21 protein-coding genes are annotated in these 26,992 nt (G+C 39.6%); 5 read left to right on the top strand and 16 right to left on the bottom strand.

Annotated elements, in window-relative coordinates; genetic code table 11:
• Window positions 1-7: 7 nt before the first annotated feature.
• Window positions 8-1,870, bottom strand: a complete 1,863-nt coding sequence (gene shc, locus ACVIJU_RS13445; protein WP_456687678.1) for a squalene--hopene cyclase — start codon at window positions 1,868-1,870, stop codon at window positions 8-10.
• A 90-nt stretch (window positions 1,871-1,960) separates the two neighbouring features.
• On the opposite strand from shc, the gene ACVIJU_RS13450 reads away from it, so the two are divergent.
• On the top strand, window positions 1,961-3,112 hold the full coding sequence (locus ACVIJU_RS13450) for a DUF2515 family protein (protein ID WP_456687679.1): 1,152 nt from the start codon (window positions 1,961-1,963) through the stop codon (window positions 3,110-3,112).
• A complete protein-coding gene (locus ACVIJU_RS13455) occupies window positions 3,033-3,500 on the top strand; it encodes a CBO0543 family protein (RefSeq protein ID WP_456687680.1) in 468 nt (155 codons plus the stop codon). Before ACVIJU_RS13450 ends, ACVIJU_RS13455 begins: the two co-directional genes overlap by 80 nt.
• A gap of 193 nt (window positions 3,501-3,693) precedes the next feature.
• On the opposite strand, the gene ACVIJU_RS13460 is transcribed toward ACVIJU_RS13455, so the two are convergent.
• From ACVIJU_RS13460 to gltB, 7 genes are all read right to left on the bottom strand, one after another.
• A complete protein-coding gene (locus ACVIJU_RS13460) occupies window positions 3,694-4,365 on the bottom strand; it encodes an ABC transporter ATP-binding protein (RefSeq protein ID WP_456687681.1) in 672 nt (223 codons plus the stop codon).
• A 296-nt stretch (window positions 4,366-4,661) separates the two neighbouring features.
• A complete protein-coding gene (locus ACVIJU_RS13465; protein WP_066247625.1) occupies window positions 4,662-6,164 on the bottom strand; it encodes a hypothetical protein in 1,503 nt (500 codons plus the stop codon).
• A gap of 161 nt (window positions 6,165-6,325) precedes the next feature.
• Window positions 6,326-6,877, bottom strand: a complete 552-nt coding sequence (locus ACVIJU_RS13470; protein ID WP_066247623.1) for a hypothetical protein — start codon at window positions 6,875-6,877, stop codon at window positions 6,326-6,328.
• Window positions 6,878-7,103: 226 nt separating this feature from the next.
• Window positions 7,104-8,516, bottom strand: a complete 1,413-nt coding sequence (gndA, locus tag ACVIJU_RS13475) for an NADP-dependent phosphogluconate dehydrogenase (protein ID WP_063388147.1) — start codon at window positions 8,514-8,516, stop codon at window positions 7,104-7,106.
• Between the two features lie 110 nt (window positions 8,517-8,626).
• The gene (locus ACVIJU_RS13480) at window positions 8,627-9,847 is read right to left on the bottom strand and encodes a DNA polymerase IV (protein WP_144596814.1); all 1,221 of its coding nucleotides are present in this window, start codon (window positions 9,845-9,847) and stop codon (window positions 8,627-8,629) included.
• Window positions 9,848-10,116: 269 nt separating this feature from the next.
• Window positions 10,117-11,598: a glutamate synthase subunit beta gene (locus ACVIJU_RS13485; protein WP_341343050.1), complete on the bottom strand. Its 1,482-nt coding sequence runs from the start codon at window positions 11,596-11,598 to the stop codon at window positions 10,117-10,119.
• Window positions 11,599-11,643: 45 nt separating this feature from the next.
• Window positions 11,644-16,203 carry a glutamate synthase large subunit gene (gene gltB / locus ACVIJU_RS13490; protein ID WP_063388145.1) on the bottom strand — a complete coding sequence of 1,520 codons (4,560 nt, stop codon included), beginning with the start codon at window positions 16,201-16,203 and terminating at the stop codon, window positions 11,644-11,646.
• A 128-nt stretch (window positions 16,204-16,331) separates the two neighbouring features.
• Here gltB and ACVIJU_RS13495 point away from each other — a divergent pair, with 128 nt between their 5' ends.
• Window positions 16,332-17,234, top strand: a complete 903-nt coding sequence (locus ACVIJU_RS13495) for a LysR family transcriptional regulator (protein ID WP_063388144.1) — start codon at window positions 16,332-16,334, stop codon at window positions 17,232-17,234.
• A 190-nt stretch (window positions 17,235-17,424) separates the two neighbouring features.
• Here the strand turns inward: ACVIJU_RS13495 and ACVIJU_RS13500 are convergent, their stop codons facing one another.
• The gene (locus ACVIJU_RS13500) at window positions 17,425-18,546 is read right to left on the bottom strand and encodes a tripeptidase T (protein WP_063388143.1); all 1,122 of its coding nucleotides are present in this window, start codon (window positions 18,544-18,546) and stop codon (window positions 17,425-17,427) included.
• Between the two features lie 150 nt (window positions 18,547-18,696).
• Here ACVIJU_RS13500 and prli42 point away from each other — a divergent pair, with 150 nt between their 5' ends.
• A complete protein-coding gene (gene prli42 / locus ACVIJU_RS13505) occupies window positions 18,697-18,792 on the top strand; it encodes a stressosome-associated protein Prli42 (protein ID WP_153028099.1) in 96 nt (31 codons plus the stop codon).
• Between the two features lie 425 nt (window positions 18,793-19,217).
• Here the strand turns inward: prli42 and ACVIJU_RS13510 are convergent, their stop codons facing one another.
• From ACVIJU_RS13510 to lpdA, 6 genes are all read right to left on the bottom strand, one after another.
• Complete coding sequence (locus tag ACVIJU_RS13510) at window positions 19,218-20,195, bottom strand: aromatic acid exporter family protein (protein WP_066247620.1); 978 nt, start codon at window positions 20,193-20,195, stop codon at window positions 19,218-19,220.
• Window positions 20,196-20,272: 77 nt separating this feature from the next.
• A complete protein-coding gene (locus ACVIJU_RS13515; protein WP_063388141.1) occupies window positions 20,273-20,710 on the bottom strand; it encodes a BrxA/BrxB family bacilliredoxin in 438 nt (145 codons plus the stop codon).
• Between the two features lie 117 nt (window positions 20,711-20,827).
• On the bottom strand, window positions 20,828-22,063 hold the full coding sequence (locus ACVIJU_RS13520; protein WP_130156393.1) for a dihydrolipoamide acetyltransferase family protein: 1,236 nt from the start codon (window positions 22,061-22,063) through the stop codon (window positions 20,828-20,830).
• 31 nt (window positions 22,064-22,094) lie between these two features.
• Window positions 22,095-23,078, bottom strand: a complete 984-nt coding sequence (locus ACVIJU_RS13525; protein ID WP_063388139.1) for an alpha-ketoacid dehydrogenase subunit beta — start codon at window positions 23,076-23,078, stop codon at window positions 22,095-22,097.
• A gap of 13 nt (window positions 23,079-23,091) precedes the next feature.
• A complete protein-coding gene (locus ACVIJU_RS13530; protein WP_063388138.1) occupies window positions 23,092-24,084 on the bottom strand; it encodes a thiamine pyrophosphate-dependent dehydrogenase E1 component subunit alpha in 993 nt (330 codons plus the stop codon).
• Between the two features lie 17 nt (window positions 24,085-24,101).
• Window positions 24,102-25,523 carry a dihydrolipoyl dehydrogenase gene (gene lpdA, locus ACVIJU_RS13535; RefSeq protein WP_456687682.1) on the bottom strand — a complete coding sequence of 474 codons (1,422 nt, stop codon included), beginning with the start codon at window positions 25,521-25,523 and terminating at the stop codon, window positions 24,102-24,104.
• 211 nt (window positions 25,524-25,734) lie between these two features.
• Between lpdA and ACVIJU_RS13540 the strand changes: the two genes are divergently transcribed.
• Window positions 25,735-25,983 (top strand): DUF2627 domain-containing protein, encoded by a 249-nt coding sequence (locus ACVIJU_RS13540; protein ID WP_063388136.1) that lies wholly within the window; start codon window positions 25,735-25,737, stop codon window positions 25,981-25,983.
• 19 nt (window positions 25,984-26,002) lie between these two features.
• On the opposite strand, the gene spo0A is transcribed toward ACVIJU_RS13540, so the two are convergent.
• Window positions 26,003-26,797 (bottom strand): sporulation transcription factor Spo0A, encoded by a 795-nt coding sequence (spo0A, locus tag ACVIJU_RS13545; RefSeq protein ID WP_063388135.1) that lies wholly within the window; start codon window positions 26,795-26,797, stop codon window positions 26,003-26,005.
• Window positions 26,798-26,992 lie beyond the last annotated feature (195 nt).

Here is a 26,992-nt window from a genome sequence, read left to right on the forward strand (position 1 = left end):
CCTCTAATCACCATTTCTTTACAAAATGAGCCAATGCCAGCAAAGGAAAAATATATTCATAGCTTGGATAATGATTGTAAAATCCGCCAGGTAAGCCTTGACCTTTTGGGTATGTGATTGTCCATGAATTTTCATCTTTTGAATTTAATAAATAGTTCACTGCTTGATTCATTTGTGGTGTAACCGTTTCTTCTGTCGCTACCAAAGCGTCTAATGCCCATGCGGTATGCACTCTAGTACTAGCTGGTAAAGGGATAAATTTTTTCTGTATATCACTTTTACAAGACTCTCCCCAGCCCCCATCGTCATTTTGAATGGAGTATAACCATTTCACAGCCTTTCGTACGGCAGGATGATCTCTTCTCACCTTTACTGCGATTAAGCCTGTTAATGCACACCATGATCCATAAATATAACAAATTCCCCATCGTCCATACCAAGAACCATCACTTCGTTGATTTTTTAAAAGCCACTTTACCCCTTGCTTTATAAACGTTTGATTGTAGCTTGATCGTGTAAAATTCCCTAAAAACTCCAACGTTCTTCCCGTTAAATCAGGCGTTGATGGGTCAAGAAGCATTTTTTCCCCGCCTTCTATCGGAAGCCAAGATAGCGATGACTTATTGACATTTTTTTCGAACGATCCCCAGCCTCCATCATCGTTTTGCATAGACAGGAGCCATTTCATTCCTCGATCCCAAAAGGAGCGATTATTTAATGCTTCTTTTCGCAACGCGCGTAAAGCCGCTGTTGTATCATCAATATCCGGATTCATCGTATTAATATTTGAAAATCCCCATCCCCCCGGTATTTGATACGGATTATGAACAGCCCAATCACCATATAGATAGTGCTGGCGAGAAAGCAAATATTGATTTGCTCTTTGAATAGCAGCTGACGCAGATGGTACACCAGCTTCTTGTAATGAATAGCTTAATAATGCCGTATTCCAAACAGTTGCCGTCGTGTATTGAATATGAGTGTGTCCATCTATTGTTGTCTTCATTGACTTTAGCCCTTGAACAGCCCGAACAATAACTGGATGCTTTTTCGAATATCCTAGAGCCATCAGAGCAAAAATCATTAAAAATGTTGAACTAAAGTAGCTATAAAAGGTACCATCTTGTTCAATTCGATTTAACATATATTGTTCTGCTCGATGTAATGCCAATCGATGAAGCTCAAAAGGAATACCTACTAATTGTTTCATGCCGTCATATATAAACGAAAAAAAAGAACGCCATTCAGAAGAGCCCAAGTCCCAAAGGTCTTCATTTCTATGAACATATAAGTCTGATAAGTCAGGAGTATGCTTTGTCTTTATACTAAACTTGCGATCAGCAGCAATCAATATCGGTGTTAAATTGGCTCTTGCATAAACGGAAAAGTCAAAAAAATTTACAGGAAAAGTAGTCGGAAATAAAATGAATTCGATCGGCAGATGAAAGGATTTAGGCCATTTGATTTGGCCCGTTAAAGCAAGCATGACTTTCGTAAACATATTTACTTTTCCAATGCCACCATGGTTTATGATAAACTTCCTAGCTAGTCGCATGTTTGTATTGTTTTGATCGATGAATCCCGAATAAAGTAAAGCATAGTATGCTTCAACTGTTGTGGATAGATTTCCCTTCTCTTCATCGTAAAACAGCTTCCATGCTCCGTTTTTCTCCTGTTTACTTAATATCCTGTCAACGAGTGATTGAATGAATTGTTCATCATGAATTTCCAATGTTCGTAATAAGATAATCATATAACAATCTGTGGCAATACCCGTTTCAAATGGGAAATCCCAAGTTCCGTCAAAATTTTGCCTCTTTAGGATTAATTCCGCCAATCGATTGATTTCAGCTTCAATTCGTTGTTTCATCCTATTCACCACCACTTCATGTAGTAAGTTTTAGCTTATTCTTATACATATTCAGCTTTTATGGAAGCTATTCGATGAGGGAGGAATAGGATGGTCTTTCCATGGTTGAACAACAATAAATTGATCGATCAACAGCTTTTGAAAATTAAGGAAGATCTCGTCGAAAAAATGAAATGTAACGTAAATCAGCCTATGCCTCCATTACAAACATGGGAACAAAACATCATTGATTCCATTGTGAACGTGACAAATACACTCAACGCTAACAACGTAACTAGAACAGCTGCATATTTAAATTTTTATATCAGGCATCCAGACATCCATTGGGCGCTCTTAGGACATATGGTTTCCCGGAATGGAGGATGGCATATGACAGATTTAAAAGGAGACTTGTTAACAAGGCTAATATCAGAAAAGGAGCAAAAAAACTACTTTTTATTTTTAGAACGTGGAAATTGGTTAATCTTTCAAGATGTATTCCCGCAATTTTTACTTTATCACCACAGCTTGCGCATGAAACGAAACTTATTTTACCTCCTCCCCTATTTAAACGTATCAACATTTATGGAAACAATCTGGAATCACTATTGGGAAAACAGAAACTATTATCTACTGGCAATCGCAACGGTCATCAATGAACAAAACTATTTAGAAAAACATGTTATTCAAAATCATCATTTTCAAAAGACCGTATTATACACGATTGGTTTCAAGCTTTATGATTTTTTGCGATTTAATCACATCATCTTTCCGTATGTTGAAAATGAAGCAAAGCCTGCTTTAATCGGAGCGACGCTGCAGCATTTTGCATCGCTTCATGAACGAATTATGTTAGGAAAACGTTTATATTCTTTGCTTTTTCGCCAAGAGAACGTTTTACAAGGAGTGCTGCGTTGGGCCAAAAAAAATAAGCATACAGGTTCGAGAGCAGATTACTGGGGGCACCTCTTTCATCATGTGAAAGAATCATTGCCAGGCACAATCTATAAACGAAGGACAAAAAAGTGCGAGTTGAAAAAAGGAGAGCCGCGCATTTACAGCCCTCAATTAAAATTCGCTTGGGGAAATATCAAACACGAAGACGCGGACAGTGGAGATTGGTTCCATGATTGGAAGGTCATCCACTATTTAAAAGAAGAAACATTTTCAGGCGGGGATATTTATGAAGATTATTGTAAAACAATCGAAAAAATTGAACTTACCATCATGGCGAAAAAAGCAATTTTTCTTAGAAAGGAATAACATTGCTTTACTTGCTGCAACACTTTTTGCCTCTTTACTTGGAACATACTTAGATTTGATTTTTGTTGAATGCAGATTTTACGCCTTTCCAAAACGATTGTTCCCGAAAATCTTCTCTATTAACATCTTGTTTACGCTCGTCATTCTACCTATTATCACCGCCTCATTTTTAATCGTCATGCATAAAATCCGTCCTTTTGTTCGCCCAATCCTACTTTGTTTAATTGGTATTTTAGCCTGCATTTTTGAACAAGCGGCTGAACGAGCGGGCGTGTTTATCCATTCTTCTAATTGGAATCATTTCTATTCTTTTTTTGGATATATCCTTTTCTTTATAATTATATGGAGATTTTACAGCATACTGGTGAATTCTCCCCAAAACAATTAGGGCTGCAACGTTCAGCCCTTTGAAGCTGTCGATTACGGGAAAAGAGGCTCCCAATAAAAGGATCAATGAGATCTTTCTGGAGAATGATAAATCGGTGATTTTTTCAGTCTTGACAATAATTGCTGTTTTAAGCCCGACAGCATAATTAACGGCATCGATTTTGAAATAGCTGAAGCATCTAGCAAAAATATTATTATATTTGATTTAACACATAATGTTCCAGTTCGCTTTCGCTGTATTGATTGGCAACTTGATGAATTTTCCCGTTTTTCAGCAATAATATTTCATCGGCCAATTTATGGGCGATCGGGATCATATGCGTGGAAAGAAGAACAATATTTCCCCTTCTGGCATAAGAAACGAGCTTCTTATAAGTTTCAGCAATGTTAATCGGGTCTAAAGATACTAGCGGCTCATCCAACAGCAATACCTTCGGTTTTATTAAAAAAGCAACGGCTAAAGCCAGCTGGTGCTTCATTCCATGTGAATAATTGATGACCAGTTCGTGGATAAACGACTGAATTCCTTGTTCTTCACAAAACCTTTCCAATTCATCTTTCGACATATTCAAATGATAGATTTTTTGAATAAAATCTAAGTTGTCAAAGCCAGATAAAAAATCTAGAAAAATTGGCTTCTCTGAAACATAATGAACAAGCTCATTAAGCTTTTTGTTATCTTTTATTATAATCGTGCCGGAATCATAAGCTAGAATGCCGGACAAAATTTTCATCAATGTCGTTTTTCCCGCACCATTCCTCCCTAATAGACAATAGATATTATTTGGTTCTAATGTAAATTGAACTCCTTTTAATATTTCCATTTTCGCCCGATACGACTTTTTTAAATCTGCAACTTGAATCATCTTTTTCAACCCTAACTTATGTTAATTTTTAACATCCCCCTCTATATTTAAAGAGGAGACAACATAATCCCATTGTTGATTCTTAATTGAAGCTGACTGCAAGCCAACGAGACCGCTGTCTTCCCAGCCTATATAAAATGAAGCGAAATGTTGATAAGCTGTCCATGACCGATCGCTGTTGAAAAAGCAGCAAAAATTAGCATAGTGAATAATGCGACAAAAATGGTGCGTTCATCAATAGATTTTCGTAGAAGCAAATTGTTTAGGTAAATTCCAAGCACGCCATAATTCAAAAATCAATGAAATCGCTCATAAAAGAAGCCTCTTATTCGATCGATTTTATGAAAAATTAAAAATAAAATTGTACAAACACAAATGAGACTTAGCATTTCTCCTAAAAATAAATTGTTTAAACCTATTAGACGCAGCAAGGATTTTATAGCAGCAACGAAGGCAAAAAAGAGAACGATTAAAATCCCGCCTAATTTTTCAAACGCTTTTTCGTCAATAAAATATTTTTCAAATTGATAAATAAACGTACAATAAATGATTAGACTGGAAAATATAAAGGCAAATCCTAATAAAATAAAGGATAATGCTGCCAGATCAGCAGATATCAACTTCGCAGAAATTAGTAAAATCACCACAATGAAGTATTGAACCCATAAAATATACGAAAACATAACAGACGTTTGAATGATCGAAAGTTTATGTCTTTTACAAAGCAAAATGATATTCGAATGATTATGATTCATGAATAGAGAAATAAATAGAAAAACTGTAAAAAGGGATATATCATTCACCTTTATAGGAAGAGATTCGACAAATAGAAACAGCAGAACAGTTAATGTGTACGTCACGAAAAAATGGCTGTTGATGATCCCGTTTGATCTTATATAATTGAAAAAAATATATAATGACTTCTTTTTAGGCAAATGGTATTTAGAAAAAGATCGTATTATTTGCTTTTCAATGAATAAATAATCGCAGGCTTTATGAAAGAAAAACAAGCAAATTCCTATTAAAACAATGCCCAGCCAAAACAGCCATCCATGTATTCTCAACTCATATAAATTGACTTCGGTAGGGACAAATTTTATTACAAAATCCGCAAAATCTCCGTGAATAAAATAACGAACGGCAGAACCAACAAAAAATTCAAGATCTTCTTTTTTTCCATTGATGAATAAACAGAGAAGCAAATAAATGAAAGAAATCATGAACCGATTGCTTCCAAAGGGGTAGCTTCGCTTGAACACAAATAATAAAAATTTTATAAATGCCAGCACAAACCCATAGAAGAACAAAAATGAAAAGATTTGCAGAAGAAAAACAAAGCCTGCATAGGAGTTGTAATATGTCTGTACGATAAAAAAAGGCAATGACATGATCAAAAGAAACAGCCATATTAAAAAGAAGCCTAAAAATTCATTAGTGATGATTAATTTCTTCTTTATGTCTGCTGAAAATCTGCTTTCAATTGCAAAATTGCGAATTTCATCGCTAACACCGCTTCCAGCCTGAATTATGCACAGCTGCAAAATATATACGATAATCAATAAATTCAATGTTTTTATGGGCAAGGAAATATGGTGAAACAAGATTTGGAATAAGACCGCAAGTACAAACCAGAATATATAAGCAGCCAAACATACAAAAACAGCATATCTTTTCAGTATTTGAAGGATCGGATTAAAAATATTAGACTTCAATCCAATTCCATCGCTTAAATAAAAAAGCCTGTTTATAAATACTTTGATGATTTTATTCGTTAATAAATAGCATAATTTTAAATACATGTCTTATCATACTCGCTTACACAAGTTTAGATCGGTTTTCTCGTGAATAAGGATGAATCATGTGATATTTTAAGAGTACAAAATTTTAAAAGCCGCTTTTAGTGCACCCTTTATAATAAACTGCATAACTTCATCCTGATGCCATATTAGAAAAGATCACGTCACATAATGTATTCTTCATCAAATACGCAACCTCCTAAAAATGTAAAAGCCAAATAGACGAATAAAGAAAAAATGGTGAAAAGGAGCGGCTTTTTCCAGCTTAAATTCGCCATTCTTTTCAATAAAATAAAAAGAGCAAAAAGACCTGAGAGTAAAAACGGATTGGCTAAAATGAAAAAAATATTCGAAGTATCTCGGAACATAAACAATTGCCAAATAATCGATAGCGCTAAAAAAGAAGTGAAAATAAGATAAACTCTATAAAATAAAGAAAATTGCAAAGGAATTCTAAATAGAAATTTTACGAAAAAATGAGTAATGGAAGCTCCTACAAATAATTGCATTATGACTGATAATATAATAAACACGAGGACAATTCCGAAAACTGCATAAGCCGGCGCCCCTTCTTTTTTCAGCATGATTGGAATATTTTCCGCCTCTGAGCCCATCGATATATAGATGGACAGAATGATCGAAATGAACGACAATGTAAAAGCAATAAAAAACAATACATAGCTGGAAAATTTATTATCCTTTATCCATTGGATCATTTTTTATCACTCATCTCGCTTTTTAACAAATGAATTATAAGTCTAGTTTTATATCTTAATGGAATATATAACCTTTATTTGAATTTATAGTAATTTATGTTGAAATTTTTATCAAGAAAAATTTTGTATTTTCCTTTTTCAAAATGAAAAATAGCAGAACGGTGCTCACGAGAAAGGAATCATGGCGAAATGAAAAAGCATCGGTTAAAACCGATGCTTTTTATCGTTATTTATTCAGCCAATCTGTATGGAAGATGCCTTCTTTGTCAACGCGCTGATACGTATGAGCGCCGAAATAATCGCGCTGTGCTTGAATTAAGTTTGCCGGCAATGTTTCAGTGCGGTAGCTGTCATAATAAGCAAGAGCGGCAGAGAAGCACGGCACTGGAATTCCTCTTTCGATGGCAATCGCAATAACTTGTCGTAAAGCTCCCTGATAGCTTTCAACAATTTCTTTAAAATAAGGGTCCAACAGTAGGTTTGGAAGATCAGGGTCGCGATCGTAAGCGTCTTTGATTTTTTGCAAAAACGCTGCGCGGATGATGCAGCCGCCGCGGAAGATCATGGCAATATCGCCGTATTTTAAATTCCAATTATATTCTTCGCTTGCTGCTTTCATTTGCGCAAACCCTTGAGCATAAGAACAAATTTTACTCATGTACAGCGCTTTTCGAACGGCTTCAATGAGTTCTTCCTTGCTTCCTTCATAAGGCCGTACATTCGGTCCGCTCAACAGTTTGCTTGCTTTAACACGCTCTTCCTTCATGGCGGAAATAAAACGGGCAAATACTGATTCAGTAATGATCGGAAGAGGGATTCCTAAATCGAGCGCGTCTTGGCTTGTCCATTTTCCTGTTCCTTTTTGCCCGGCGGTGTCAAGAATGACATCGACAAGCGGTTTTCCTGTTTCTTCATCGATTTTTGTGAAAATATCTGCTGTAATTTCAATTAAATAGCTGTCGAGCTCTCCTTTATTCCATTCAGCAAACACTTCATGAAGCTCTTGAGCATTTAACCCAAGAACATGTTTTAAAATGAAGTAAGCTTCGGAAATTAATTGCATATCTCCGTATTCAATGCCGTTATGCACCATTTTTACGTAATGTCCTGCTCCATCTGGACCAATGTAGGTGGTGCACGGCTCACCATTTACCTTAGCGGCGATCGCTTCAAAAATTGGACGCACAAGCTCATGAGCCTCTTTTTGTCCTCCCGGCATGATGGAAGGGCCTTTTAAAGCTCCTTCTTCCCCGCCGGAAACCCCTGTGCCAATGAAATGGATGCCGCGTTCAGCGAGCTGTTTGCTGCGGCGTTGAGTATCTTTATAATATGTATTTCCGCCGTCAATTAAAATATCTCCTTCATCGAGATATGGAAGAAGTTGTTCAATAGTTGCATCAGTCGCAGCACCCGCTTTAACCATTAGTAAAATTTTTCGAGGCTTTTCAAGAGAATTGACAAATTCCTCTATACTATACGTTCCGACGATTTTTTTTCCTGCTGCTTCTTTTAGCATTTCGTCTGTTTTTTCTGAAGAACGGTTGTAGACAGAAACGCTGTAGCCTCTGCTTTCAATATTCAATGCTAAATTTTTTCCCATTACTGCTAATCCGATAACACCTATTTGCTGTTTTGACATATGAATACGTCCCTTTCTATTTCGAATAACTATTCTACAGAACTGAAAATACCATAATTAATAGATTGTTTTCAAGTCAAAGCCATATACAAAGTACAGGTTTAAAAAACTTATTTAAAGAAAAAATCTTTCCCGAAGCTCGAGCCGAAAGAATCAATCTCTTTATGCATGCTCAGTCCTTTTTTGATAATTCCTTCTCCATATTTTTCAGACAATTTTTCTATCGCCTGATGGAGCGGTTCATTTTTCGCTTCTTCTTCAAAAGTAAATAGATCAAGCTGTTTAAAAGCATTTTTTTTGTGCATCACATCCTGCCCTGTTATGCCGAGCAGGCGCACAGGCTCGTTTTTCCACAGCTTTTGAAAAACAATCAAAGCATGCTGGAAAATTGTTCTTTCATCATCGGTTGGGTTTTCTAATTTCATACTTTTTGTTACAGTCGTCCGGTCTTTATAGCGAAGCATCACTGCAACTTTTGTCGCTACCGCCTCTTTTTTCTTCAATCGGAGACTTACCGATTTCGCCAAACTTTTTAGGGCATTCTTTAACTCTTCTTCATTTGTTTCATCTTCGGGCAGCGTCATCTGATTTCCGACGCTTTTAAAATCATAAACGGACGATGGATCAACCGGGCGATGGTCAATGCCGTTTGCTTTTTCTTTTAACCTTAATCCATTAATACCAATTATTTTTTCTAGTTGAACGTCGTTTCCTCTTGCAAGGTCACCGATTGTCCGAATTCCGATCTTCTTTAATTTTTCAGCTGTTTTCGCCCCTACGCCATGCATCTCTTCTACATCAAGAGGCCACAATTTCTCTTTAATATCCCTCTTCCTTAAAACCGTTATGCCTAAAGGCTTTTTCATATCAGAAGCTGTTTTAGCCAAAAATTTATTCGGGGCAATTCCGATGCTGGACGGCAGCTCCAGCTCATCAAGAAGCCGCTGTTGAATTTCTTTTGCCAGATCGAGCGGATGTCTTGCGACGTCTGTGACATCCATATATCCTTCGTCTATAGAAACCGGCTCTACAATCGGTGTGTATGAACATAAAATCGCAAACATTGCTTTCGATGCTTTTCGATAACGATCAAAACGGGGCTTTTTGACAATTAAATTCGGGCAAAGCTTCTTTGCCTCCCATACTGGCATGGTCGTCTTTACCCCAAACGCTCTAGCTTCATAGCTGCAAGTCACAACAATTCCTTTCCTCTCCTCCGGGTTGCCGGCTATCGCAAGCGGCAGCCCTTTTAACGACGGATCAAAGGCAGCCTCAACAGATGCGTAAAAACTATTCATATCAATATGCAAAATAACGCGGCTCATACACATCACCCAATATCATTGTACCATACATAAATAAAAGAGGCTCCCTTGTTCTTTTGAATGGGCGGACAGAGCTGAATGAAGCTGGCATTTCTTGCTGCCTGCTATGCAAATGCTTTAAAAATAAAGGAAAGGGGATGTCTAATAAGTCGTTTTTACGGCTTATTGACACCCCCATTAATGTTTTAGAAACGTTGATATATCGGTGTTTATGATTTTTTATTTTCAATGGCGATTGGACTTTCTAGACAGCCCCGGGATTTCAAAATATAATTTTAAGGTAAATTCGTCGCTCCCATTAAGAAGCGATCCACTTCCTTTGCGGCACCTCTTCCCTCATGAATCGCCCAGACAATCAAGCTCTGTCCTCTTCTTGCGTCACCTGCGGCAAATACGCCTTCTACATTTGTTGTAAATTTGCCGTACGGAGCGTTCACTTTCCGGTTTACCGTTTCAACGCCAAATTGCTTCAGAACAGGCTGTTCCGGCCCTTCAAAGCCGATTGCGATAAAGACTAAATCGCACGGCCATACTTTTTCTGTGCCGGGTATTTCTTTAAACACCGCATTGCCGTTTTCATCAAATGATTTTTCCATTTGAATCGTATGCAATTCTTTTACATTGCCATTTTCATCGCCGACAATTTTCTTTGTTTGGATGCAAAATTGACGAGGATCCTGTCCGAATTTGCTTTTGGCTTCCTCATATGCATAATCTAACGTAAAGACCAGCGGAGCTTGAGGCCATGGATTGCCTTCCGCCCGCTCCTTCGGCAAGGCTGGATGTTTACCAAATTGCACAACGCTTTTACACTTTTGCCGCAATGCTGTCGCTACACAGTCAGCACCTGTATCACCGCCGCCAATGACGATGACATGCTTATCTTTTGCATCAATAAACTTTTTGTCTGCAAAATTAGAATTGAGCAGGCTTTTCGTCGTTTCTGTTAAATAATCCATCGCAAAGTGCACGCCGTTTAATTCTCTTCCTTCAATCACAAGATCACGCTGCTTTTGCGCTCCTGTGCATAAAACAACAGCATCATATTGGGAGCGAAGCTCATCAGCGGTGATGTCTTTGCCTACTTCCGTATTAGTTATAAACGTAATTCCTTCTTCTTCTAAAAGACGCACTCTTCTTTCAACAATTTCCTTCTCAAGCTTCATATTCGGAATACCGTACATTAATAACCCGCCGATTCGATCAGCCCGCTCATAAACCGTAACGGAATGTCCCGCTTGGTTCAATTGATCCGCACATGCCAGACCGGCAGGACCTGACCCAACAATAGCGACTTTTTTACCTGTGCGCTTTTCAGGAATTCTCGGCTGAACCCATCCTTCGTCAAAGCCCTTATCGATTATTGCGCGCTCGATGCCTTTAATGGCAACAGCAGGATCTGAAATCGCAACCGTACAAGATCCTTCACACGGTGCAGGGCAAACCCTTCCGGTAAATTCAGGAAAATTATTTGTTTTTAAAAGACGGTCCAGCGCTTCCTTCCATTTACCTCTATAAACAAGATCATTCCATTCAGGGATTAAATTATGAATCGGACAACCTGATGTTAAGCCGTTAATCTCCATTCCCATATGACAGAAAGGAGTCCCGCAGTCCATGCAGCGGGCACCTTGTCTGGCAAGTGTTTCATTTGAAAACGGGAATGAATATTCCTTCCAATCATCAAGGCGGGAAAGCGGATCACGTTTTTTCTCTTCTTCTCGTACATACTCCATAAAACCTGTTGCTTTTCCCACGAGTCTCCCCCTCCTTTTCATCCATTCACTAGGTGTGCAATGAGGTTAATTTGCAACAGCCTGTAAAGCGAATGGTTCACCGGCGGTTGTTTTCTCATTCGCAACCGCTTCAAATGCTGCAAGTACAGCTTCTTCTTTCGTAAGACCTGAATTTTCCATTTTTTCAATCGTGCTGATCATTAGTTTGTAGTTTCTAGGTATCACTTTAATAAATCTTCCGACATACTCTTCCCAATGATCTAATATATGCCGGGCCTTTGGACTTTCTGTATATTGGAAATGCTTCGAAATCATGTCATATACAGTGCGGATTTCTTCTTCATCTTCAAGAGATTCAAATAACACTAATTCCTTATTGGCTGTTCGTTTGAATTTCTCCTGATCATCCGCCAATACGTAAGCAATGCCTCCGGACATACCAGCTGCAAAGTTTTTGCCGACAGATCCGAGAATGACAACACGTCCTCCGGTCATATATTCACAACCGTGATCGCCGACACCTTCAACAACAGCATTCACACCGCTGTTTCTTACACAAAATCTTTCGCCGGCTCGCCCTTGAATATATGCTTCACCGCTCGTTGCACCGTAGAACGCCACATTTCCAATAATGACATTGTCACTTGATGCAAAAGATGCTTCTTTCGGGTGACGGACAATTACTTTTCCGCCGGATAAGCCTTTTCCAATGTAATCATTGGCGTCGCCAGTAAGCGTCATCGTCATTCCTTTCGGTACAAACGCTGCAAAGCTTTGACCTGCTGAGCCGTAGAAATGAAGATTGATCGTATCTTCCGGCAGCCCCTCTTCGCCATATTGTTTTGCAATTTCGCTGCCTGTAATGGTTCCAACGACGCGGTTCACATTTTTAATGTTCAAATGGAGTTCAACTTTTTCTTTCCGTTTAATTGCCTCTTCAACTTTCGGCAATACTTCGTTCACGTCTAATGACTGGTCGATTTTATGGTTTTGCGGACGTGCAAAAGTTCGCGGACCCTCCACTTGATAAAGCAAGCGGGATAGGTCAAGATGCTTTGCTTTCCAATGTTTTTTTGCACGGTCGCTAACCTTCAATACATCTACTCTTCCAACCATTTCATCAATAGTTCGGAATCCGAGGCTTGCCATGATTTCGCGAACTTCCTGCGCGATGAAATACATGAAATTAACAACATGCTCTGGCTTGCCCATAAATTTTTCACGAAGTTCAGGATTTTGCGTTGCCACTCCGACTGGACATGTATCAAGATGACATACACGCATCATGACACATCCTAGAACGACTAGAGGAGCGGTTGCAAAACCAAATTCTTCTGCCCCGAACAATGCCGCCATCACAACATCACGGCCTGTCATCAGCTTGCCGTCTGTTTCAAGAACGACTCGGTCACGCAATCCGTTGAGCATAAGCGTTTGATGTGTTTCACTAAGGCCAAGCTCCCACGGAAGTCCGGCATGCTTAATGCTCGTCTTTGGAGATGCCCCGGTACCGCCGTCATAGCCGCTGATTGTAATAACGTCCGCTGCACCTTTCGCAACTCCAGCAGCAATCGTTCCTACTCCAGCTTTTGAAACAAGCTTGACGCTGATTCGGGCATCTCTATTCGCGTTTTTCAAATCATGAATAAGCTGCGCCAAGTCTTCAATTGAATAAATGTCATGGTGCGGAGGCGGTGAAATCAATTCCACACCCGGTGTAGAGCCGCGAACTTTTCCGATCCAAGGATACACCTTTTTGCTTGGCAGCTGTCCGCCCTCACCTGGCTTTGCTCCTTGAGCCATTTTAATTTGCAGCTCGTCAGCATTGACTAAATAATGGATTTTCACGCCGAAGCGACCGGAAGCTACTTGTTTTATGGCGCTTCGCTTCAAATCTCCATTTTCATCTGGAACATAGCGGTTCGGATCTTCTCCACCTTCACCGCTGTTGCTTTTTCCACCGATGCGGTTCATCGCAACCGCCAATGCTTCATGCGCTTCCTTGCTTAAGGAACCGAAGGACATTGCTCCTGTTTTAAAGCGGCGTACGATTGATTCCACCGGCTCAACTTCTTCAATAGGAATCGGTTTTCTAGATTCATTGAATTCAAACAAGTTGCGCAAAAACGTCACTTGCTCTTCATTGGCCATCTTCGAGTATTCTTTAAATAACTTATAATCGTTTTTCCGGCATGCCCATTGCAGCGTATGGATCGTTTTCGGATTGAATGCATGGTGTTCTCCGTTTCTTCTCCATTGAAATTCGCTGCCTGGATCGAGCGTTTCATCTCGATAAGTTGTTTTAAATCCTTGAGCATGACGCATTTTCGCTTCTTTTTCAATTTCTTTTAATCCGATTCCTCCAATTTGCGAGGCTGTTCCAGTGAAGTATTCCTCGATAACTTCTTCTCCAATGCCGACCGCTTCAAAAATTTGGGCTCCGCGGTAGCTTTGAATCGTAGAAATTCCCATTTTTGACATGACTTTGACGACCCCGTCTGTCACCGCTTTTTTAAATCTTTTTACTGCTTCTTTATATGAATATGGAATCGTTCCCTTTTGAACAGCATTTCGCACTGTTTCTAAAGCTAAATAAGGATTGACCGCATCTACACCATATCCTATTAGAGCCGCAAAATGGTGCACTTCTCTCGCTTCTCCGCATTCAACAATAATGCTTGCTTTCGTGCGGGTTCCTTTTTTCACCATATATTGATGCAGAGCGCTTCCGGCAAGCAGTGCTGGAATTGCTGCATATTCTTCATTTACTCCGCGATCTGATAAAACTAGAAGTGTAGCGCCGTTTTCCACCGCTTCATCAGCAGCTTGAAAGAGCTGATCTAATGCATTTTTCAAATCATCTTTAAACAAAGCCGGCAAAGTGACGCATTTAAATTCAGGATACGGATTATTTTTCAAAGCAGCGAGTTCTTCATTCGAAAGAATTGGAGATTCTAAGCGAATGCGTCGTGCTGCTGATGGATCAGGATCGAGAATATTTCCTTCTTTTCCTAACAGTGTCATCGTAGAAGTGACGATCGATTCACGAATCGCATCAATCGGAGGATTCGTTACTTGGGCAAACAATTGTTTAAAATAATTAAACAAGCTTTGCGGGCGATCTGACAGCACTGCAAGAGGAGTATCATTTCCCATTGCGCCGATCGGATCTTTTCCATCGATCACCATTGCTGCAATTGTTTTTTCAACATCTTCATACGTATAACCAAACGCTTTTTGGAGTTTGGTTAGATCGTCAACCTTTTCAACATCTTCAGGGACATTGATGTCGAAAATAGAAATCATCTGATCATTGATCCACTGGCGATATGGTTTTTCTTTGGCGATTTCTTCTTTGATTTCCTGATCAGAAATGATTCTTCCTTCTTCCAAGTCAATCAACAGCATTTTTCCTGGACTCAACCGGTCTTTATAAAGCACATTTTCCGGTTCAACATCAATCACACCGACTTCTGATGAGAAAATAATGTAATCATCTTTCGTCACATAGTAGCGGGCTGGTCTAAGTCCATTGCGGTCCAAAATAGCTCCGATCTGCTTTCCGTCTGTAAACGAGATGGCCGTTGGACCGTCCCACGGCTCCATAAAACAGCTGTGAAACTCATAAAATGCTTTCTTATCATCATCCATTTCATCATCCCAAAACCACGGTTCAGGAATAAGCATCATCGCCGCATGCGCCAGCTTTTTTCCTGCCAGCACAAAAAATTCAAAAGCGTTGTCTAAAATGGATGAATCGCTTCCGTTCATATCTAAAATAGGTGTGATTTTTGTCAAATCATCCCCGAAAACGTCTGAAACAAACAGCTTTTCCCTTGCAGCCATCCAATTCACATTGCCGCGCAATGTGTTGATCTCGCCATTATGGATTAAATATCTGTTTGGATGCGCTCTTTCCCAGCTTGGGAACGTATTGGTGCTGAATCGGGAGTGGACTAGAGCAAAAGCTGATTGAAATCTCTCGTCCTGCAAGTCTACATAAAATTCATCTAATTGTTCAGGCGTCAAGAGACCTTTATAAACAATTGTCCGGCTTGATAAACTTGCAAAATAAAATTCATTATTTTGAACAAGACGTTCTGCTTGTTTCCGAATAACATACAGCTTTCTCTCAAAAGTAAGCTCGTCTTGAATATCATCGCTCGCCCCAATAAATACTTGTCTGATGAAAGGTTTGCTCTCTTTTGCAAGCCAACCGATCTTTTCAGAATTTACCGGCACAGTTCTCCAACCTAATAATATTTGTCCTTCTTTTTCAATGATTTTATTGATTTCTGTTTCATAATGTATCCGATCATGTTCACGACTCGGCAAAAAGACCATTCCGACTCCATATCGTCCTTTTTCTGGAAGGTTCATTCGTCCGCAAGCAACTTTAAAATAATTGTGCGGAATTTGAACCATAATGCCTGCACCGTCTCCAGTTTTCGGATCGCTTCCTTGTCCGCCGCGGTGCTCCAATTGACAAAGCATGTGAAGGCCTTTTTTGACAATATCATGAGAAGGTTTCCCCTTCAGATGAGCATATAAACCGATCCCACATGCATCATGTTCAAATTCAGGACGATAGAGACCTTGTGCCTTTGGTAATCCTATCTGTTTCATCTCTTCTCCCCCATTCTCATGCCGATAAGTCTGTATGTATAATTGTAGTTTTCAAAAATAATATTAACAATATATAATTTAGATAATAATAATCTCATTTTGATATAAATTGCTTGGGGGTGAGTCAAATGGAACTGAGACAGCTTATATATTTTTGGGAGGTTGCGAAGCGGGAGCATGTTTCAGAAGCTGCTGAAGCCCTTCATGTCGCACAGTCGGCTATCAGCAGGCAAATAGCAAATTTAGAGGCGGAGCTCGGAGTGGAGCTTTTTGAAAGGGAAGGAAGGAATGTTAAGCTTACTCCAATTGGACGTCATTTTTTGCCCCATGTCGAGACGGCTTTAAAAGCGATCGAACACGCCAAACAGCAAATTGAAGAATTTTTGGATCCGGAAAGAGGAACAGTTAAAATCGGCTTTCCGACCAGCTTGGCAAGCCATACAATGCCGACTGTTATTTCCGCTTTTAAAGCAAAACACCCGAACGTTTCCTTTCATTTGCGACAAGGTTCTTATAAATATTTAATTGAAGCCGTCAAAAAAAGAGAAATCGATTTAGCTTTTCTCGGTCCTATTCCGACGGATGACAACGATGTGAAAGGGGATATTTTATTTACGGAATCCTTTGCAGCCCTTTTGCCGCACAATCATCCGCTTGCGCACAAAAAAAGCTTAGTGCTGACTGAATTGCGTAATGAACCGTTTGTGACGTTTCCAGAAGGTTATATTCTGCATAAAATCGTGCATGAAGCGTGTCAACAGGCTGGATTTTCCCCAATTATTTCATCGGAAGGGGAAGATTTAGATGCCATCAAAGGGCTCGTATCGGCAGAAATTGGCGTAACATTGCTGCCTGAAAGCACTTTTTATGAAACAATGCCTCGTTTTACGGTAAAAATTCCGATTGAAATGCCTCGTGTAAGCAGAAATGTCGGCATTATTATATCGAAAAATTACGAGCTGGCCCCGTCCGTTAAAGTTTTTTATCAATTTGCTAAAGAGTTTTTCTCAGTACTAGAAAAATATCAATAAAAAAGATGCTCTTCCAACACGACGCTGGAAGAGCGGAACGGCTGTCAATATTATAGAAGCCGGAGGTTGTAAAAACTATCAGAGGTCTTGCAGATGTTTTGGAGCTGTCAATTCTTATTATGAAGCCTAAGGCCTGGCACATCGGATCGTTTGCTGAGTGACGAGCTTCCGGCTTCAAATTTTCAAAGCTCTATTGGTTTGCTACCTCTTTTATAATGGCGACAACTAATTCTGCTGTTTTGACAAGCTCCTCAATCGGCATTTTTTCATTTGTTGTATGAATTTCCTCATAACCAACAGCAAGATTAACAGTCGGAATACCGAAGCCAGCGATAATATTCGCATCGCTTCCGCCCCCGCTTTTTAACAATCTGCTCTCTCTGCCGATTGTTTTGATAGCTTTTTTAGCAATTTGAACGACCTTATCTTCATCGGTAAACGTAAATCCGGGATACATTACGTTAATATCCACTTCTGCTTTTGCTCCCATTTCGGCAGCTGCTGTTTCAAAAGCTTCCTTCATTTTTTGTACTTGCTGCTCCAATTTTTCAGGTACAAGTGAACGCGCTTCAGCTAAAATATCAACGCGGTCGCATACGATATTTGTTTGCGTTCCCCCTTCAAAACGGCCGATATTTGCCGTTGTTTCTTCATCGATTCGGCCTAAAGGCATATTGGCAACTGCTTTTGCTGCAACCGTAATAGCGGAAATTCCTTTTTCTGGCGCAACCCCGGCATGAGCGGTTTTTCCGTGAATCGTCGCTTTAATTTTTGCATGTGTCGGCGCCGAAACAATAATGTCTCCAACTTTTCCGTCACTGTCCAATGCATACCCGTATTGCGCGGTAATCAGTTTTGAATCAAGCGCTTTTGCCCCAATTAAACCTGATTCTTCTCCAACCGTAATGACAAACTCGATTTTCCCGTGAGGAATGTTATTTTCTTTTAATACACGCACCGCTTCCAGCATTGCGGCAAGGCCCGCTTTATCATCAGCGCCTAAAATCGTTGTTCCGTCCGTCACAATATATCCGTTTTGTATAGAAGGTTTTACCCCTTTTCCAGGTACGACCGTATCCATATGAGAGGTAAAATAAATCGTATCAACGCCTTCTTTCGTCGCCTCTAGCGTACAAATTAAATTTCCTGCTCCATGTCCTGTTTTTTCAATTGATTCGTCTTCTATTACTTGTAGTCCAAGCTCGGTAAATTTTTGCTTTAATACATTTGCTATTTCCCGTTCAAATTTTGTTTCTGAATCAATTTTCACGAGTTCTAAAAATTCATTCACTAGCCGGTTTTCCTGAACCATTTTGTCTTTCCTCCTAATTATGTATTCATGTTTAGTGTAACCGATTTTGATTCCGCTTGTGAAATCAAAAAGAAGCTGTCGATGAAGGTTGTCCCCTCTAAAAAATCGTTGTACAATGTTTTATAAATCATGTATATGGAGGGAATCATGATGACAAGCAAAAAAATGCAAAAGTGGGTTGTTTATATTATGTTAGGTTCATTGCTGATCACCTCAATTTTAACAGGCATCACTATGTGGCTTTAAAAATTCAACATGCACTTTTTACACCACATAGGCTGTTTGGTGAAAAACAATTTCTTTCAAATCGGTGCTTCCTCCTCTCGATTGCTCGTCCTCATACTACCTTTTGTTACATATTTTCCGATAAAGTCCATGAATTCCGCACATTCATTTTCGCAAAATCAATCTCGTCCGCTGCGGACTTTTGGCATCGTTGCCGCGAATTTTTTTACAGATCACGCTGATTTATTCCATAGCTGTTCACGAATATTTTCAGATCATGCGAACCGATATGGTGAACATTCTTAGCCGATTTTTTTCAGCAGACACGGTCCATTCTTCTGTTTGTATTTTGAAAAGTGCAGCTCGTAAAGGCGTTTCTTCTAAACATATGTATGAAAAAAGCATTGACACGATCTCTCGTTTTATTGTGCTCAATGACAAGCGCTTCATCCTTTTCCTTTTTTGGCGTCGGCAAGACCTTTAAACTGGCTTTTAATAATTAAATATTGCTCCATTTCATATAAAAAATGATAAAGCCTTGCTCTCGTTTCAAATTCCTTTCTTGTTTTCGGAAGCGGTGCCCTTTCCATCTCTTTTTTGATGTCATCTAGCTTTTTTAAAAATTTCTTTGCTGTATTTCCGGAATGAATGTTGTCTTTTAACTCTTCAATAAACTGTGCAATAAGGTGCGCTTGTTCTACGTTTGCGGTGATCATCGTGAACGTCGGCAGCACTCGTTCAATGATTTCAAATTGTTTTTCTCTCATTTTAAAATATGCATAATATTGGTCTTCATGTCTTAGCAAACGATTTTCTACATTTCGGAGCGCCAATCCTTTCCCTTTTTCAATGAGATCGGCTGTCTCAGGAATTTCTTTTCCATCCCACGTATAGTCGCCTTCTCTTAAAAAAGCTACAATTTTTTCAAAAATAACCGCAAAGTTTTTTTCTACTTCTTTTCGATAAACATTAAGGTCATTTTCTAGGCTCGGCATATACAGATTCATTAAGAGCGCTACTCCGATCCCTGTCACAATAATCAAAAGTTCGTTTTGAACAATATCCAGCGTTATTTGACCTGCTTCATATAAGTGCAAAATAATAACAGCGCTCGTTACAATGCCTTCTGTCGTTTTAAAAAGCACCATTGTCGGTATGAAAAAAAGCAACAGAAATCCAATGACAATTGGATGGTAACCAAAAATTTCAAAAAAAAGAAAAGAAAACATCATTCCCGTTATACAAGCAAAAAACCTGGACCAAGCGCTTTTCAATGATTTCTTTTTTGTTACTTGAATACAAAGAATCGCGATGATGCCGGTGGAAACAAAATGGTTTAAATCCATCAGCTGTGCTAAAAATATCGATAGAGGAGCACCTATCGCTGTTTTTAACGTACGATAACCGATTTTAAATTTTCTCATTACTCATCACCATCATTTGCCTATTCTCTTTTCGAAATAAAAAAGGCGCCACATCTAAAAATGGCAGCCTTTTCTTTTTATACTTCGTCACAATATTGCTCGAATGCCTCTTGCAATTTTTGGACAACAGACATCGGCTCATGTCCTTCGATTTCATGGCGTTCAATCATGGTAACGAGCTTTCCATCCTTGAGCAGCGCAAAAGATGGAGAAGACGGCGGATAACCGGTAAAATAAGATCTAGCTCGTTCCGTAGCTTCTTTATCTTGACCTGCAAATACAGTCACTAATTGATCAGGACGTTTATCATAATGAAGCGCATGATATGCAGCCGGTCTTGCGATTCCGCCTGCACAGCCGCAAACAGAATTAACCATTACTAAAGTGGTTCCTTTTTTCGTTAAAGCTTCATCCACTTCTTCCGGTGTTTTCAATTCCGTATAGCCAGCGGCAACGATTTCCTCACGCGCTTGGCGAACTATGTCGTTCATGAAGAAATTAAAATCGATGCTCATTCATTCGCACCCCTTTCCCTTTTTTTCACCATTATATTGTTATCTTACAATAACAGCAATCTTTGAAGCAAATGTTAACCAATGTTGCTTAAGCATTATTTCTAATAACTCAAAGGACTAATATACGGATGTTGTTTCTTTCGAAATACCTTCTAATATTTGTTTTACTCTTTGCAAAAATCTTCCGCATACAACCCCATCTAATACTCTATGATCGAGAGAAAGGCAGAGATTCACCATATCGCGCACGGCGATCATTCCGTTTTTCATGACAACTAATCTTTTCACAATCGTTTCTACTTGCAGCAAAGCCGCTTGTGGATAGTTAATAATTCCCATTGATTGAATAGAGCCGAATGAACCTGTGTTGTTAACAGTAAATGTACCGCCTTCCATTTCCTTCGCTTCTATCGTTCCCGTTCTAACCTTTAAAGCAAGCTCGTTAATTTCTCGAGCAATTCCTTTAATGGATTTTTCATCAGCATGTTTAATAACTGGTACATAAAGCGCATCATCTGTTGCAACAGCGATCGAAATATTAATGTCTTTCTTTTGAATAATTTTATCCCCCGCCCAAGTCGAATTCATTTGCGGATATTCTTTCAACGCTTCTGCAACGCTTTTCACAAAAAACGGGAAAAATGTTAAAGGAAAACCTTCTTTTGCTTTAAATTCTTCCTTGATCGAATTTCTTAATTCAACTAACCCAGTTACATCGACCTCAATCATCATCCAAGCATGGGGAATTTCTGTTTTGCTTCGCGCCATATTTTGAGCAATGGCTTTGCGCACCCCAGAAACAGGAATTTCAGTATCACCGGCTGTTTTAGGTGATTTATAGGATTTCGTTTCTTGGATCAAGGAGCCCTTTTTCGGTATATTACCTGCTTCAATCAGTTTCAACACATCTTTTCGGGTAATTCTTCCGAAAGCTCCCGTTCCGTTGACTTTTTCTAAATCAATATCATGTTCTTGAGCTAGCCGGAGCACTGCCGGAGAATACCTGTTTTTCATAGTCTTCTTTTCCGTTTCTTCTTTTTCAGCCTGCTGATGGTCATTAGCATAAAGACTGTCTTTTGGCTGAATGTTTTTTTCTTGTTCAACCGCCACAGCCTCCACTTCAATTCTGCAAATAACTTCGCCAACTTGGAGAGTATCTCCCTCCTCAGCTAAAAGCTCTTTAATTACACCTGTATATGATGAAGGAACTTCTGCATTTACTTTATCCGTCATAACTTCTGCAATGGGATCATATTTGTTGACCTTATCGCCGATGGAGACGAGCCACTTGCTGATTGTTCCTTCTGTCACGCTTTCTCCTAATTGAGGCATTTTCATTTCTTCGATTAGCACGTTGATTCCTCCTTGAGATTAGGGTCAACTTTTAAAACTCTGCCAATTCTCTCATCGCTTTTTCAATTTTTTCTGCATTCATCATAAAAAATTTTTCCATTGTCGGTGCAAATGGCATCGCAGGTACATCCGGGCCTGCAAGCCGTTTAATTGGTGCATCAAGATCAAACAAACAATGCTCTGCAATAATGGCGGATACCTCGCTCATTACACTGCCTTCTTTATTATCCTCAGTCACGAGAAGCACCTTGCCGGTTTTTGAAGCGGCCTCAATAATAGCCTCCTGATCAAGCGGATATACCGTTCTTAAATCTAAAAGGTGGACAGAAATTCCATCTTTTTCTAATCGTTCAGCTGCCTGCAGAGCAAAATGAACGCACAATCCATATGTAATAACGGTAATGTCATCCCCTTCCAGCTTGACATCCGCCTTTCCAATCGGCAAAACATAATCATCTGCCGGAACTTCCCCTTTAATGAGCCTGTATGCCCGCTTATGTTCAAAAAATAAGACAGGATCATCATCGCGTATCGCTGCTTTTAATAATCCTTTTACGTCATACGGCGTAGAAGGTATGACAATTTTCAAACCGGGCTGGTTGGCAAATACCGCTTCAACAGACTGAGAATGGTATAAAGCACCGTGCACTCCTCCGCCAAACGGCGCCCGAATCGTAATCGGACAGTTCCAGTCATTGTTGGAGCGATACCGTATTTTCGCTGCTTCTGAAATAATTTGATTGACAGCCGGCATAATAAAATCAGCAAATTGTATTTCACAAACAGGGCGCATTCCGTACATGGCCGCTCCTATTCCAACGCCAGCGATAGCAGATTCAGCAAGGGGAGCATCGATTACCCTCTCTTCTCCAAACTGTTCATATAACCCTTGAGTCGCTTTAAAAACTCCTCCTTTTTTCCCGACATCTTCTCCTAGTAGAAATACTTTTTCATCTCGCTCCATTTCCTCACGAAGTGCAGCTGTAACTGCTTCGATATATGACATAATTGGCATCTTTTTTCCTCCTTCAGTTTCCATACACATGTTTCAGTGCATGTTCCGGAGCCGCATAAGGCGCATTTTCTGCATAATCAGTTGCTTCATCGATTATGCTTGCAATTTTCGTCTGCATATTTTGTTCCAATTCCTCTGTTAACAATCCAATTTCTTTTAAATAGGATGCAAACGTATAAATCGGATCTTTTTTCTTAGCTTCTTCGATTTCTTCTTTTGTCCGGTAGCTCCGATCATCATCATCGCTCGAATGGGGTGTAAGGCGGTGCACAAGCGTTTCAACCAATGTCGGTCCCTCTCCTCGGACAGCTCTTTCTCTCGCTTCCTTCACAACTTTATACACTTCAAGAGGATCGTTTCCATCTACAGTCACCCCGTGCATGCCGTACCCTGCTGCTCTGTCTGACACTTTTTCGCAAGCTAATTGCTTTTGAATCGGAACGCTGATGGCGTATTGGTTATTTTCACACATCAAAATGACAGGTAATTTATGTACTCCAGCAAAATTCGCCCCTTCATGAAAATCTCCTTGGTTCGATGATCCTTCCCCAAAGGAAACAAATGTGACAAAATCCTTTTTATCGATTTTTCCTGCTAAGGCGATCCCAGCTGCATGAGGAACTTGAGTTGTAACAGGGGATGAACCAGTTACAATCCGATTTTTCTTTTGGCCGAAATGTCCTGGCATTTGCCTGCCCCCGGAATTCGGGTCTTCCGCTTTTGCAAATGCTGATAGCATTAATTCTTTTACGGTCATTCCAAAGTGCAGGACAACGCCTACATCACGGTAGTAAGGCAAGATATAATCCTTTGTTTTGTCCAAGGCAAAGGCTGCACCAACTTGAGCGCCTTCATGCCCTTGACATGAGATGACAAATGGGATTTTTCCTGCTCGGTTTAAAAGCCACATCCGTTCGTCCACTTTTCTTGCAAGAAGCATCGTTTCATACATGTTTAATACGTCCTGATCCGTTAAACCTAAAGACTGATGACGATTTTTGGGCATGACAAGACCTCCCTAGCTTATATATGTATTGCTTTGCCATTTACCGCAAGAGCCGCTTCCATTATCCCTTCTGACAATGTTGGATGGGCATGAATCGTACGGGAGAGTTCCCAAGAGCTTGCATCGAGAAAGCTTGCTAAACTTCCTTCAGAAATCAGCTCTGTTGCATTTGGTCCGATAATATGAATTCCTAAAAGATCATCGGTCTTTTCATCTGCGACAATTTTGACAAACCCTTGCGGTTCTCCATAAATGAGCGCTTTTCCAACTCCTTGAAAAGGAAATTTTCCGATTTTGATGGTATAGCCTTTTTCCCTCGCTTCTTGTTCTGTTAAACCGATACTTGCAGCTGCAGGATTCGAATAAATACATTTAGGGACTTTTTTGTAGTCAATTGGCAAAACATTCTCTCCTGCAATATGTTCTACGGCGCGTATTCCTTCTTGCGATGCGACATAGGCAAGCTGAAGACCGCCGATGACATCACCGACTGCATAGATGTTTGATTCCTTTGTTTGATAAAACTCGTTTGTCACAATATAGCCATTATGGATTTCAATTTCGGTATTTTCCAATCCAATTCCTTCTGTGTTCCCTTTTCTCCCTATTGACAACAGCAGTTTTTCACTGTGCAAACTGATTTCTTGTCCATCCTGTTCGATGAACACTGTGATTCCGTTTTGTATTTCTGTTTTTTCAGGCAAAATCGATATATTCGTAAAAATGCGGACTCCTTTTTTCCTCATTAGCCGTTCCATTTCTTTACTTATTTCAATATCTTCTGACGGCAAAATTCGATCCGCCATTTCAAGGATCGTGACTTCAACTCCGAAATCAGAGAGCATAGATGCCCATTCCATTCCAATCACTCCGCCGCCCACAATGATCATAGATGAAGGAAGGCGTTGTAATTGCAATGCTTCATCTGACGTCAAAATAGTCTCGCCGTCAATCGTTAATCCAGGCAATTCACGAGGGCGCGATCCAGTTGCAATAATAACGTATTTCGGAAGTAAAATTTGGTTTTCCTCCCCGTTTTCCATCTCTACAGAAACTGTTCCTGGCTGCGGAGAAAAGATGGACGCACCTAAAATTCGTCCGATGCCATGAAACACATCGATCTTTCCCTTTTTGACTAATTGCCTGACCCCTTGATAAAGTTGAGAAACTATCTTTTCCTTCCGCTCCTGCACTTTATCAAAATTGACTTGAACATTGGACAGCTCGATTCCAAAGTCGCTGCTTTTTTTTGATTGAGCAAATATTTCAGCGCTTCGCAATAAAACTTTGCTCGGGATGCAGCCCGAATGCAAACAGGTCCCTCCAAGCTTTGATTTTTCAACAATAGCTGTTTTCATTCCGAGCTGGGATGCCCGGATCGCTGTAACATATCCTGCCGTTCCTCCTCCTAAAATCACTACATCATATTCTTTGGCCATGAAACTCTCCTTCCTTCATCTCTTCTATGTATGCTAAAAAACCGATTTTTAAAAATATTTATATAGAAAAGACGTATGCTCCTTGTCCATTCATCGTTAATAAAATGGCATATCTTCATCATAACATGTTTATTTGTATTGACAAATTGTAATATGATCGTAAAAATGAAATTGATTCGCTCTATTTTAACAGAAAGGGATATAAAGTCAAATGATAAGGCTTATTGCATTGTTGATTATGGTGATTCCAGGGATCCTGGCGGTTTACGGAATTAAATTAATGAGAGACATGCTTTTTGGCATTTTACAGCCCCCGTTTCCTTACTTATGGCTGCAATTTTTAATGGGTTTATTATTTTTCCTAGCAGGATTGTTCTTTATAGGAGGATTTATTTTGCATAGAGATAGAAAACGCAATCGAGTTCAGCCGCGTTTTCAGAAAAAAAGTAACCGCCGTTAGGCTCAGCGGTTACTTTTTTTCAGGAGGCCTTATGCTCCAATCTCAATTTATCTGCCACCATTGCAATAAATTCCGAGTTCGTCGGTTTGGCTTTTGACATGCTGACTGTGTAGCCAAACAGCGATGAGATAGATTCAATGTTGCCGCGGCTCCATGCTACTTCAATAGCATGGCGGATAGCACGTTCCACACGGCTTGCCGTTGTGTTAAATTTTTTCGCAATATCTGGATAAAGCACTTTTGTAATCGATCCTAACAGCTCGATATCATTATAAACCATGGAAATCGCTTCTCTTAAATATAAATATCCTTTGATGTGCGCAGGAACCCCGATTTCATGAATAATGCTTGTAATACTAGCGTCTAGATTGTCATTTTTATTTTCAGAAACAGCAGAGCCAGATTTATGTAAAGATATATTTTTCATTAGAGGCGAAGGCTTTCCACTCACTTGACGAATATTTCCAGCCAGCTGTTCCATATCGAACGGTTTTAAAATAAAATAAGCAGCCCCTAGGTCGACCGCTTTTTTCGTTACATCCTCCTGGCCAAAAGCAGTTAACATGATTACGTTCGGCTTTTTCGCTTTGTTTAGCTCCTTGAGCTTTTGCAGTACTGCTAATCCATCTAAATGGGGCATAATGATATCCAAAACAAGGACGTCCGGGCTTTTTTCATTCAAAATATTTAAACATTCCTGACCATTGTAAGCAACGCCGATTACTTCCATATCCTCCTGGCTGGATAAATATTCATCCAAAAGGGCAACAAGCTCTCGATTATCATCAACGATACATACTTTAATTTTTTCCACACGCACTCCTCCCAATCCTCTTTACAAAATTATACATTGTTTGATCTACAAGATATTTTCGACAACTTTACAGAGAATCCTTTTCCTTTTTTAAAAAAAGTGAAAAATTATGTGTTTTTTCAAAGTTCTTCTTATTATGAATAAAGTTTTCGATTTCAAGCAAAATTCTCCTCTAACAAACATAAACAGCGTTTT

The sequence above is a fragment of the Aeribacillus sp. SP014 genome, assembly GCF_054055575.1.

Coding starts and splice junctions, on each gene's coding strand:
- shc (WP_456687678.1), bottom strand. CDS start 1,870: ATGAAACAACGAATTGAAGCTGAAATCAATCGATTGGCGGAATTAATC.
- ACVIJU_RS13450 (WP_456687679.1), top strand. CDS start 1,961: ATGGTCTTTCCATGGTTGAACAACAATAAATTGATCGATCAACAGCTT.
- ACVIJU_RS13455 (WP_456687680.1), top strand. CDS start 3,033: ATGAAGATTATTGTAAAACAATCGAAAAAATTGAACTTACCATCATGG.
- ACVIJU_RS13460 (WP_456687681.1), bottom strand. CDS start 4,365: ATGATTCAAGTTGCAGATTTAAAAAAGTCGTATCGGGCGAAAATGGAA.
- ACVIJU_RS13465 (WP_066247625.1), bottom strand. CDS start 6,164: ATGTATTTAAAATTATGCTATTTATTAACGAATAAAATCATCAAAGTA.
- ACVIJU_RS13470 (WP_066247623.1), bottom strand. CDS start 6,877: ATGATCCAATGGATAAAGGATAATAAATTTTCCAGCTATGTATTGTTT.
- gndA (WP_063388147.1), bottom strand. CDS start 8,516: ATGTCAAAACAGCAAATAGGTGTTATCGGATTAGCAGTAATGGGAAAA.
- ACVIJU_RS13480 (WP_144596814.1), bottom strand. CDS start 9,847: ATGTGTATGAGCCGCGTTATTTTGCATATTGATATGAATAGTTTTTAC.
- gltB (WP_063388145.1), bottom strand. CDS start 16,203: ATGAAACAGATAGGATTACCAAAGGCACAAGGTCTCTATCGTCCTGAA.
- ACVIJU_RS13495 (WP_063388144.1), top strand. CDS start 16,332: ATGGAACTGAGACAGCTTATATATTTTTGGGAGGTTGCGAAGCGGGAG.
- ACVIJU_RS13500 (WP_063388143.1), bottom strand. CDS start 18,546: ATGGTTCAGGAAAACCGGCTAGTGAATGAATTTTTAGAACTCGTGAAA.
- prli42 (WP_153028099.1), top strand. CDS start 18,697: ATGACAAGCAAAAAAATGCAAAAGTGGGTTGTTTATATTATGTTAGGT.
- ACVIJU_RS13510 (WP_066247620.1), bottom strand. CDS start 20,195: ATGAGAAAATTTAAAATCGGTTATCGTACGTTAAAAACAGCGATAGGT.
- ACVIJU_RS13515 (WP_063388141.1), bottom strand. CDS start 20,710: ATGAGCATCGATTTTAATTTCTTCATGAACGACATAGTTCGCCAAGCG.
- ACVIJU_RS13525 (WP_063388139.1), bottom strand. CDS start 23,078: ATGCCAATTATGTCATATATCGAAGCAGTTACAGCTGCACTTCGTGAG.
- ACVIJU_RS13530 (WP_063388138.1), bottom strand. CDS start 24,084: ATGCCCAAAAATCGTCATCAGTCTTTAGGTTTAACGGATCAGGACGTA.
- lpdA (WP_456687682.1), bottom strand. CDS start 25,523: ATGGCCAAAGAATATGATGTAGTGATTTTAGGAGGAGGAACGGCAGGA.
- ACVIJU_RS13540 (WP_063388136.1), top strand. CDS start 25,735: ATGATAAGGCTTATTGCATTGTTGATTATGGTGATTCCAGGGATCCTG.